Source organism: Sphingomonas sp. PP-F2F-A104-K0414, assembly GCF_004340945.1.
Lineage (GTDB): Bacteria > Pseudomonadota > Alphaproteobacteria > Sphingomonadales > Sphingomonadaceae > Sphingomonas.
Genome location: NZ_SLYD01000010.1, coordinates 14,146 through 25,342, shown reverse-complemented (window position 1 = coordinate 25,342; position 11,197 = coordinate 14,146). Strand labels below are relative to the sequence as shown.

Annotated in this window: 7 protein-coding genes, 1 pseudogene and 1 riboswitch; of the genes and pseudogenes, 1 reads left to right on the top strand and 7 read right to left on the bottom strand. The window is 64.5% G+C overall.

What is annotated here, in order from left to right; translation table 11 throughout:
• Positions 1 to 2: 2 nt before the first annotated feature.
• The 6 genes and pseudogenes from C8J46_RS18745 to C8J46_RS18720 form a co-directional block, all read right to left on the bottom strand.
• Positions 3 to 1,166, bottom strand: a complete 1,164-nt coding sequence (locus tag C8J46_RS18745) for an efflux RND transporter periplasmic adaptor subunit (protein WP_132742222.1) — start codon at positions 1,164 to 1,166, stop codon at positions 3 to 5.
• A complete protein-coding gene (locus tag C8J46_RS18740; protein ID WP_132742221.1) occupies positions 1,163 to 2,425 on the bottom strand; it encodes a TolC family protein in 1,263 nt (420 codons plus the stop codon). The genes C8J46_RS18745 and C8J46_RS18740 overlap by 4 nt, the downstream gene beginning before the upstream one ends.
• Before the next feature lie 55 nt (positions 2,426 to 2,480).
• Complete coding sequence (locus C8J46_RS18735; protein ID WP_132742220.1) at positions 2,481 to 2,786, bottom strand: hypothetical protein; 306 nt, start codon at positions 2,784 to 2,786, stop codon at positions 2,481 to 2,483.
• A 422-nt stretch (positions 2,787 to 3,208) separates the two neighbouring features.
• The gene (locus tag C8J46_RS18730) at positions 3,209 to 5,209 is read right to left on the bottom strand and encodes a TonB-dependent receptor (RefSeq protein WP_132742219.1); all 2,001 of its coding nucleotides are present in this window, start codon (positions 5,207 to 5,209) and stop codon (positions 3,209 to 3,211) included.
• Positions 5,210 to 5,416: 207 nt separating this feature from the next.
• A riboswitch (cobalamin riboswitch) is annotated at positions 5,417 to 5,654 on the bottom strand.
• 579 nt (positions 5,655 to 6,233) lie between these two features.
• Positions 6,234 to 7,260 (bottom strand): annotated as a pseudogene (locus C8J46_RS18725) (IS110 family transposase).
• 117 nt (positions 7,261 to 7,377) lie between these two features.
• Positions 7,378 to 7,986 (bottom strand): TetR/AcrR family transcriptional regulator, encoded by a 609-nt coding sequence (locus tag C8J46_RS18720; RefSeq protein WP_207894231.1) that lies wholly within the window; start codon positions 7,984 to 7,986, stop codon positions 7,378 to 7,380.
• Between the two features lie 123 nt (positions 7,987 to 8,109).
• Between C8J46_RS18720 and C8J46_RS18715 the strand changes: the two genes are divergently transcribed.
• A complete protein-coding gene (locus tag C8J46_RS18715; protein WP_132742217.1) occupies positions 8,110 to 9,252 on the top strand; it encodes an FAD-dependent monooxygenase in 1,143 nt (380 codons plus the stop codon).
• 148 nt (positions 9,253 to 9,400) lie between these two features.
• Here the strand turns inward: C8J46_RS18715 and C8J46_RS18710 are convergent, their stop codons facing one another.
• Positions 9,401 to 11,104, bottom strand: a complete 1,704-nt coding sequence (locus C8J46_RS18710) for an ABC transporter ATP-binding protein (protein WP_243643509.1) — start codon at positions 11,102 to 11,104, stop codon at positions 9,401 to 9,403.
• Between the last annotated feature and the right edge of the window lie 93 nt (positions 11,105 to 11,197).

Sequence of the window (11,197 nt, the reverse complement as noted above, 5' to 3'; positions counted from 1 at the left end):
GTCTAGTCCTCGTCCTTCGCGGCGCTTTTGCCGAGTTCGGCCTTGAGCGTGAACGAGTTGGTGGAGGCGATGCGCTCCTCGCCCGTGAGGCCCGCGGTCACGCTGACCGCACCGCCGTTGGTGCGGCCGAGCGTCACCGGCGTGGCGCGGAAGCCGGTCGCGGTGCGGACGAACACGTGCGGTCTGTCGCCGATCATCTGCACGGCGGCGGAGGGCACGGCGACGCTGCGGTCGCCACTGGCGGGCAGCAGGACCGAGACGCCGACGTTTTCGCCGACACGCCATGTGCCGGTCGCGTTGTCGATCGTGGCGATCACGGGGACCAGGCGCGTGGTCTCGTCGAGGATCGGCGATACGAAGGTGACGCGGCCGTCCTGACGGCGGCCGGCGGATGTCACCTCGACGCGCGCGCCGGGCTTCACGCGTCCGGCGTCAGCGGGGACGAGCGACATCGTGACCGATACCTTGGCGAGGTTGGCGACGCGGAAAAGCTCGACGTCGGCGGCGACCTGCTGGCCGAGCGTGGCGGAGCGGGCGATCACCTGCCCGGTTATGGGCGAGTGCACCGCGATGCGATTGAGCGCTCCACCGCCGCCGCCGCCGCCGCCGGTGGCCGACAGCTGCTGCCGCGCGAGACGCAACGCGATGCTGGCTTCGGTCGCGGCGGTTCGGGCGGCGACGAGATCCTGCTCGGGCGACACGCGCTCGGCGAACAGTCGCTGCTCCCGCCGGAGGTTCGACTGGGCAAGCGCGGACCGTGCACCCGCCGCCTCCACCTCGGCATTGAGCGACGCCGCCTCGCGGCTTTCGATGATCGCCAGCGTCTGGCCGTGGCCGATCGACTGACCGAGATTTCTGGTGAGCGAAACCAGCCTGCCGCCGATCGGGGCGGAGATGACCTGGACGCCCTGCGGATCGCCCTCGATCGTCGCCGGAAGCTCGATCGCGCCGGCTACGCCGCCCACCGTCGGACGGGTTACCTCGATGCCGGCGTCCGCGATCTGCTGGACCGACAGAGTGGCGACCGCAGGATCGCCCGCGCTATTGCCCGTTTCGTCACGCGCTTCGGCGCTGGCATTGGTCGCCTGTTCGGGCATTTGTCCGCAGCCGGCGATGGCCAAGGCGATGACGACGGGCGCGATCGCCCGTATGATGAGGCTATTCATCGATCTGTATCCTTGGGCGAAGGCGCGGCGGTGGTGAGCCGCTCGAGACGGGCCTGAGCGTCGTGATAGGCGGCCAGCGCGTCGATCGCGGCCGTCCGGGTGTCGAGAAGCGTCCGCTCGGCGTCGAGCAGGTCGAGCTGGCCGAACTTGCCTTCGCGGTAGCCGATGCGTGCGATCCGCGCGGCCTCCTTTGCGGCGTCGAGCGCGGGGCCGGCCGCGTTGCGCGCCGTCGTGGCGGCGTTCGCTGCATCCGCCTGCGCGTCGGCGATGCCCTGTTCGGCGTCGAGCAGCGCCACGCGGCGCAATGCATCCGACTGGTCGCGTTGGGCGTCCGCCACGGCGACGGCGGAACGGCCGCCGTTGAACACGGTGAGTGGGATCGAGACGCCGAAGACCGCCGCGACATCGTTGGTCTGCTCGAGTCTGCGGGCACTGGCGCTAAGCGTCAGGTCCGGCACGCGCTGACTCTGCGCGAGGCGGACCTGGGCCGTGGTGGTGTCCAAATCGGCACGCGCGGCGGCCGCGGTCAACGTACTCGCGGTACCGGAAGCATCCGACTGGCGAATCGCATCCACGCGCTGGAACCAGGCCTCGTCGAGCATGCCAACGGGTATGCCGAGAAGCCGGGCGAGGTTCGTCGAGGCGACGGCGGCCGAACGCTCCGCGCGCTCCACCGCGCCATAGGCGGCCACGCGCGCGACGTCGGCGCGCTGCTCCTCGAGCGGCGACGCCCGACCAGCCCGCACCCGTACGCTGGCGGCACGCAGGACCTCGGTGGCGATGCCAAGCTGATCGCGGGCGACCCCAATGCGACGCTGCGCAGCGACCGCGACGAGATAGGTCTGCGTGACACGCAGACGCAGGTCGGCGCGCGCAATGTCGGCCTGGAGACTGGCGCGACCGATCTGCGCTTCGGCGAGCGCGATCCGGGCGCCGCGCTTGCCCCCGCGTTCGAGCGGCATGGCGACGCCGACGGTCGTCTCGGACGAACGCAGCCCCCGATAGATACCGGTTCCGGCGACGTTCTCGGCCTCGGCGATGATCGACGGGTTCGGACGCAGCGCGGCAACGCGGCGCTGCGCTTCGGCAGCGCGGACTCCGGCGGATGCTGCATCCTGGAAGGGCGAGGATGCGCCAGCGCGGGCCAGCGCCTCGGCGAGCGTGAGGACCGGTTCCGCCGAGACCGGCGGACGGGTCTGGGCCTGCAGCGACGATGCGCAGACCCCTGCGACCATGATGGCCGCGATGATGCGATGCATTGGGATGCTCCTGACGACGGGGACACGGGGGCGCACGGCGCACCCGATCGACGCGTCAGGCCTGCGGCGGTCTCAAAGCGGTGTCGGCATCGCGCCCGACGAGCGTGGCGTCGTTGAAGGACGCGAGCTTGCCGCTGGCCGGGCCGCTCATGCAGGAAAGCGTGTCGGCGTCAGGCGCGCTCATATGGTGGGCATGGCAGCTGCCATGATGGTGCGGGTACCCTTTGTCGGTATCGGCAGCGACCTGATCGCCGTCGCCGTCGCCATCGACGTGCGACGCGGCTTCGTACTGACTAGTCTCGATGCACCCGCCGATCTCTGCCGCATGCGCCACCCCGACCCAGGCGGTCAGGACGAGCATCAGACAGGCAAGGAAAGGTAAGAGCCTACGCATAGAACCGTGCGGTAGCAGAGAAAGATATTGCTGTAACTGGGCAAGGGGACTCGATCCAGTCACGTCGGGTTTGAGAATGAACGAGTGACTGGAGTTGGGGAGCAGAGAGGAGTCTCCCAGCGTCCGATCAGACCGGAACTGGGAGCCGAGAAAGTATCCGTGATTGTCAGCTTCTGGGTTTGCCGGAAGCCGTAGGGCAGGGCGCCTTCGCACAAACTCGGACGTTCCGATGGGCCTCTCGCAGTCTCCAAAGCGGACATCCGTTCATCGCTGTGACGAGCAGCGATTTCGCTCGGTTTACCACATGCGTTGCCACGGGAACGTTGAGACGGCATTGCGATCGAGATGATCGCCAGCTTCATTCGAGACTGGCGATCATCTGACGCTGCTTAGAAATTCACCCGGGCACCCAGGCGCACGGTGCGTGGCTCAACTACGCGGCTCAACCGACCGTCGGCCGGTCCCGCGGTATCGAACGAGGGGATATAGGACTCGTACAAATATGCGATGTCCTTATCGCGGCTGTCGAGGATGTTGAGCACCTCGCCGTAAACCTCGAACCGTCCGATCTTGCGAGCCGCGCGGACGTTGACGACGGTGCTTCCTGAATCTCGGACGTTGTTGTCTTCGATCAGCGGATAAGGCCCGAGGTGACGGACGCGAACGCTTGCCTCCCAAGGATTGAGCACCAGCGCGATCCCGGCGGATGCGGCGTTCTCGAAGGCGTTGGGAATGCGATCGCCATTGTCGTACCGCGACCGGCTCGCCGTGTAATTGCCGTCGATCGCAAGCCACGGCCTGGGCCGCCAGAACGCCACCAGTTCATAGCCACGACGCTCGCTGGCACCGGTCGGTTCGACCGCGTTGGAATCTCCGACGAAGCGCAGTTCGCTGTCGACGTCGAGCCACCAATAGGTCGCAGTCAGCGTAATGCCGGGTAACTGCCACCGGGCGCCGACTTCACGGCCGTTGCCGCGGACCAGCACAGGCACCGGCGTTTCGACGTTTACCGCGCCGCGGACGTCGTTGGAGTGGAACCCACGTCCCCAGTTGCCGTAGAACTCCAGCCGATCGGTCGGCGAGTACGCGATCGATGCCTTTGGTGACAGGATCGTGTCGTCGCCGCTGCCTTCGCCGGCCAACACCGCCGCCTGATCCCGCGCGCGAACGACGTAGTGATAATAGTCCCCACGAACCCCACCGATCATGCGGAGACCCGTAACCGGCGTCCACGTCGCTTCGCCGTACACTGCTGCCGACGCTTCCTCGACATGGTAGCGGCCGAGCGACGATAGGAACGATCGCGCGCTGGTGCGATACACACCGACGCTACCGATATGGTCGTAGCGCTCTTCGGTACCGAGCGAGACGGCGAGGGTCGGTGCTAGCGTCCAGCGCTTTTCGCCCGTCGCGCCGACGATCCAGCGTTTGTCGAATTGGCGGATCTGTGCGCTGGTCCCGTCCGGGTCGGAGTAGGTCGGGTTCGAATACATCGACCAGTCGTAGAACTGACCATAGACATTGGCGTGCCAGTCGGGCTGGCGCACCGCGACGTTGCCGACGAGCCGTGTCGTTTCGCCGCGTGCCGTCGGATCGGGTGAACAGAACACGTCCTTGCAGAGCGCGGTACCGATTATGCGCTCCGGAATTTGTTCGGTCGGACGCCAGGTCGCGCGGTAGGCGTTGAGCGACGCTTCGATCTGGCCTGCACCGTCTGGAGCAGTATATTTCGCGAAGCCAGAGGCATGGCGCAGATGCTCGGGCTCCTCCCAAGGGCCGTCATAGACCTTGGTCTGCGCGACGAGCGTCAGTTCGCCGGCGCCGATCCCGTCGATCGTGCCACCCGCGGCGATCCGGCCATAGCCATAAGAGCCGCCCTCGACCGACAGGAACGGCCGGGCGAGGCCATCGATCGTCGTCATGTACGCCGCCCCTGCCAGCGCGAAGTCACCGCCATCGGCACGGTATGGCCCTTTGCGGAAATCCTCGCGCGCGACGATCTCCGGGATCAGGCCGTTGAGATCGAGATAGCCTTGGCCGTGACCATGCGTGCGCAGGTTCATCTGCACGCCGTCGATATAGGTCGTAAAGTCCGACCCGTGATCGAGATTGAAGCCACGCAGGAAATACTGATTGGCCTTGCCGCTTCCCGAATGCTGCGCGGCAACCATGCCGGGGATCGCCTCCAGCAATTCAGCGACGCGCAGCAGCGGGCGAACCAGAAGGTCGGCACCGGCCACGGTGCCCTCACTCGCTGCATGCGCAACCCCGATCTTTGCTTCGCCGCGGCCGAACACGACGATGTCGTTCGGGGTCGGTGTCGGCACAGCGTCGGTGTCCTGCACCTGAGCCCATGCGGGTGTGGTGCTACAGGCCGCAGCGATAGCCATGCATTCGAGCCATCTTGCTCGTAATCTCAGCTTCTTCATGTCCGTCCCCCGTGCGCCAAGCGACTTCGGACGGGGGCGTCCGCTGCGAACGGTCGGCGCGCGCCGGCAGGCGGACGCAAGCGCCCGCGACACGAACCGATGCGACCCCCGCCGCTCGTTCGTCGCTCAGACGGAAGAACCGTGCCCCGACCATCCCCTGGACCAAAGCAAGAGCGACCAGACGCTGGCAGGTCTCCTGGCTCACGGGTCGTCGCTCGATATACGGCCTTCCCGGATCTCGGCCGTTACGGCGTTGGTCCAGTGGCTGCACCTTCCGAAAGAGGACGCGATGTACGTCTCACTCGCCGCTTACAGTTGCAGGGACAGCCTCGGCTTCGGGAGAGCGTCTCCCACACCGTGTTCCCGATTAAGTCCCTCTCAGGACACCAGCGCGATCATTGCCCGACCAACAATATTAGCCGGGCCTTTGCGGCGTACCTGTGACGCCACCAATCCGCAAGGTTTGTGAGCGGTCATATAAAGATTCCTTTATACGCATGCCTCTGTCGTAAATTAAGAACTGTGGAGGGTGGTCTGCGCCGTGCAGTCGGGCACGGCGAATTCTAAAACAGCATTATCACCGGCCAAGTGGTCGGGCTGCGTAACGTCGCCTATCCTCGATCGCTTCCCGAAGCGGCCAGTCCGCTTTCCTTCCCAATCACGACGTTCGCGAGTGGATAGCCGGGCTTCAAAATCGGTCATTCGCAAAGATGAACCAGCGTCCTTGTGTGGACGCCCCGCTGGATACAAGGGGGTTTTTGAGAGATTTGTTCGCGCAGGTTCAGGTGCTTCCGTGTGCCCGGCCTGTTGATGCAGCCATCATCACGGCTGCTGGCCTATATGGAGATCGCGGATCGGGTCCAGACCGAAGTTGCGCGCTCGAGGCGCTCGGACACATCCCTGGTTTTCCCAATCCCGTCTCTGACCGTTGCGCCATACCTCTCTACTGACCTTCTTGCGTTCCTGACGCCTCAAGCCTTGACGGTTACACCGCCGCGGCCGGAGTTCTGTAGGACCCGCCATGCGCCATCAGCGCCCAGACGGTCCTTGCCATCTTGTTGGCCAACGCCGCCGTGATCAGCATGCGCGGCTTGCGAGCCAGCATGCCGGCCAGCCATGCGCCGGCTTTATCGGGGTCACGCGCCGCAACCTTCGTAACCGAACTTGCGCCGATAATAAGAAGCCTCCGCAAGCTACGCTCGCCCATCTTTGTTGTGCGCCCCAGCCGCTCCTTGCCGCCGCTAGAGTGCTGTCGGGGTACGAGGCCAAGCCAGGCTGCAAAATCACGCCCGCGTCGGAACGTGCTGGCAGCAGGCGCTAGCGCCACAAGCGCAGTCGCGATCACCGGCCCCACCCCCGGAATGGTCATCAGCCGCTTCGCCACGGGGTCAGTCTTGGCCCGGTGCGCGATTTCGCGATCCAGAAAGAGCGATCTGCGACTGAAGCGCTTGAAGGCTTTGAGTGATAACTGTCAGCACCGGCCGCGCCACAGGTGGTATATCGGATGCAGGATCGGCAACAAGCTCGACGAGCTTTCCGACATGCCCGACACCCTGCCGAACGATGTAGCCGAATTCGGTGAGGTGGCCTCGTAGGGCGTTGATCAGCTGCGTGCGCTGGCGCACGAGCAGATCGCGCGTACGGAAGATTACTCCGGAGGCCTGTGCTTCGGCGCTCTTACCCTGCACGAACCGCATCGTCGGGCGCTGCGCCGCCTCGCAAATCGCTTCGGCATCGGCCATGTCGTTCTTCTGCCGCTTCACGAACGGTTTTACGTAGGCCGGTGGAATGAGCCGCGTGTCGTGACCTACTGCGGCGATCTCGCGAGCCCAGTAATGGGCGCTCGCACAGGCCTCCATTGCCACTACGCATCGTGGCAAAGTCGAGAAGAATGACAGAACCTGATCACGCCGAAGCTTTTTGCAGAAGATGACAGCACCGCTCGGATCCGAGCCGCAAACCTGGAAAACCGACTTGGCCAGATCGATGCCGACTGTGCTAACCTCACCCATGGACGCCTCCTCCGTGGTGTTTTCAACACCTCCACTATGGCACATCAATGCCGTCAGGGGCGTCCACCCCAACGAAGTCGGGAAGCGAAGGAAGGGGCGTGAGCGTCCGATTGTGGGTCAAGAACCTGTGGCGTAAGGTGTATCATACAAGGCAGCATGCGTACCGCGCACGCCTCGGTCGACCAAGGCCAGGAAAGTGCCCTTCGCTGCATCAAGGTCGCCCGTTTCGCTCATTTCGGCATGCGACTGTACGAATGCAGTGCTCCACGCCGATGTAATGAGCGCGGCAGCGAGGTAGGCATCGGCATCATTGCTGGGGCGATCTACAGCTTCCGCCAAAACAACGGCCAGAGCGCGGATAAAGTCGTCCCGCATCTGCCGTGCGCGAGCTTTCAGCGCCTCGCTTGCCTGTGCCGTCTCAACAAAGGCCTGGGTATCCGCAAACAGTGGGAAGGCCGGTTCACGCTGGTCGGCCATGCGATGGGCAAGCTCGCCAAGGGCCCCGATTGGTGACGTGCCCGGTGAGCGCGATCTGATGGCCTCGAAAGCGACATCATGGGCCTCCTGCTCGCGATCGAAGAACATGTCTTCCTTTCGCGGGAAGTGATTGAAGACCGTCATGCGTCCGACATCGGCCGCCTCCGCGATCTCGTCGATCGTCACCCGGTCAAAGCCACGCTCCATGAACAGGCGCGTGGCAGCATCGGATATCGCCTGTCGGGTCACGAGCCTCTTGCGCGTTCGACGGTCTGGGGTCGGTCCAGTCATAGCTTGAACATCAATATATACTCGGTATAGATATGTAGCGTATCCAATTCTGAGGATGTTCCTATGCCTTCGTCAACCGTCATGCCAGCAGCGATCAAAGCAGGCCGCAAATCGGTGCTCGTCAGTGGCGCGAGCTTTGCCGGCCTCGCTACTGCCTACTGGCTGAACCGGCTCGGGCACAGCGTCACGATCGTCGAAACGGCATCTGAACTGCGGCGGGGCGGCACGCCCGTGGATATCGAAGGAGAGACGATCAAAATCCTGGGTCGCATGGGACTAGCAGACGCGGTGCGCGCTAAGGCGCTGCCCCCGCGTAGCTTTGAGTTCAAGGACGCGGATGACACCACCTTGGGATCGATCGGTATCGGCAACGAACCAGAGGCGCACGAACGATACGAGATTCACCGTGATGATCTGCTGGATATCCTGTCTGGCGCGGTGGAGGGCAAGGTCGATATCCTGTTCGGCCAATCGATCATCGGGCTCGATGAGGGCACGGACGGCGTGTCGGTGACCTTCAGCAACGGCGACCAGCGCGACTATGCCCTGGTCTTCGGCTGCGATGGCAACCGGTCCAACACGCGCAAGCTCGTTTTTGGGGATGGCGAGCAGTTTACCTACTTCATGGGCGGCTATTTCTTCCTCAAGGTGGTGCCTCTCATCGGGTTGCTTCCCGGGAATATGTCACAGGTCTTCAGCGTGCCCGGTCGCATGGCGATGCTGAACGGCTATGACGATCGAACCGATATCGGCTTCGGCTTTCGGACGGTCGGCGAGATCGACTATGATTATCGCGATCGGGGCCAGCAACGCCGCCTTATCCACGACCAGTTCGACGGTTTGGGATGGAAGGTGCCGGCGATGCTCGACAGCGTGGACGGGGACGACGACTTCTATTTCGACAGGATCAATCAGATCAGGATACCCTGCTGGTCGCGCGGTCGAGTGACCCTGGTCGGCGACGCGGGCTACTGCGTCTCGCCGCTTGCAGGATTTGGCGGCTCGATGGCGATCATCGGCGCGGGCCGGCTCGCGGACGCACTCGAGCGGTATCCCGACGATCACGGTGCAGCATTTCGCCACTACGAAAACGAACTGCGGCCATTCGTCGAAGAGGTTCAGGAGCGCGCCGCCACTAACGGCTTGGCCATGATGTTTCCTGCCGACGAGACCGAGCTTGCGGAGCGCGATCGCAAGCTCTTGGCGGGTGAGATGGACATGTAGGCGTTGCCGCACGTTAATCGGACGGCAACGGCGCCAGACGCTCGCATGGGACGCGCTCGCTTACCGCTTGGTTCAGGATGCTGCACACTTCAGGCCCCATAATCCCATGCCTCGCTCTCTCGGGAGGTCTACGCTGGGTGCCCGCGGATCATCGATAGCCCGCGGCCTGAAGCTCGAACAGTTCGGTGTAGCGGCCTCCCGCGACAAGCAGTTCGTCATGAGTACCCGATGCCTCCACCCTGCCGTCGCTGAGCACGAGTATGCGGTCCGCCATGCGCACGCTGGAGAATCGGTGTGAGATTAGCACCGCGGAGCGTCCCGCGCTCAGTTCACGGAAGCGCTGGAACACCTCGTACTCGGCGCGCGCATCCAGCGCTGCGGTAGGTTCGTCGAGGATCAAGACCTGGGCATCGCGCATATAGGCGCGAGCGATCGCCATCTTCTGCCATTCGCCACCGGACAGGTCGACACCGTTCCGGAACCGCTTGCCGATCATCTGGTCGTAGCCATCCGGAAGTTTGGCGACAACGCCGTCGGCCAGCGCGGCCGACGCTGCCGCCTCGATCCGTGCGCGATCACCGCGCGCCTCGATGCGGCCGACCGCGATGTTGTCCGCGGCGGGAAGGTTGTAGCGAACGAAGTCCTGGAAAATCACGCCGATCGCGGCGCGAAGACCGTCGAGATCGTAGTCGCGCAGGTCGCGTCCATCGAGCAGGACCCGGCCCTCCACCGGATCGTACAGTCGGGCCAGCAGCTTTACGAGCGTAGTCTTGCCTGCGCCGTTCTCGCCGACCAGTGCGACCACCTCGCCTGGCGCGAGCGTGAAGGACAGGTGCCGCACGGCCCAACGCTCGGCGCCCGGATAGCGGAAGCCTACATCCTCGAAGACGAAGCCTTGCCGGACGGGATTTGGGAACGGCAGTGCTTCGTCGGGTGAGCGGATGCCGGGTTCGGTCCGGAAGAAGGAGAACAGATCGTCGATGTACAAGGCCTGGCCGGCGGTCGAGGAAAAGCCGGTAAGAAGTCCTTCCAGCAGTCCGCGTAGCCGCAGGAACGAGGCCGCGAGGAAGGTGAGGTCGCCGATGGAGATCGACCCGGTTACCGCGCGCCAGGCGATGTAGGCGTAGGCCGCGTAATAGGCGATCGTGCCAAGAGCAGCGAAGCCCGAGCCCCAGACCGCCCGGCGCAGCGCCAACCGTCGGCTCGCGCTGTAGGTTTCGCGTGATATGGTGCGATAGCGATCGATCAGGAAAGGGCTGAGGCCGAAGATCTTGACCTCTTTTGCCGTGTCCGCGCTGGCGGCGACCTGGCGTACGTAATCGAGCTCGCGCCGCTGCGGCGTGCGCATGTAGCTGAGGGCGTAGCTCAGCGCGTTGAAGTGCGCTTCGCCGAGGAACGAGGGCACCAGGGCTACGGCAAGCAGCACGATCAGCCACGGGGCGTAAACGACCAGGCCCGCGGCGAAGGTCACAACCGTGATGATGTCCTGGGCCTGGCCGAATAGCTGCCCCATCAGCGACATGCGGCCGCTGGCCTGCATGCGCGCGCGATCCATCCGGTCCTGGAAGGCGGCGTCCTCGAAGTCGGCGAGATCCAGGGTGGCAGCGTGCTCCATCAGCCTGACGCTCGCGTCGTTGCTGACACGGTCGGAGAGAAGCCCGTCGACAAGCGACACGATCCGGCCAAGGAGGTCGGAAGCGACCGCCAGAGCGAACTCGGCCAGTAGCAGTGCCTCCAGCCGATCGAGCAGGCCGGAGCCCAGCCATTCCGTGAGTCCAGCCGGACGGGCCGTTAAATGAGTGAGGTGGACGACTTCGTCGATGATGAGCTTGCCCACGAACAGCGTTGCCACGGGCAGAAGCGCTCGCACCAGCCGCACGGCGACCGTCGTGGCGGTAAGACCCCGGCTGCTACCCCATACCATGGCAAGGAAGGGTGGTAGATT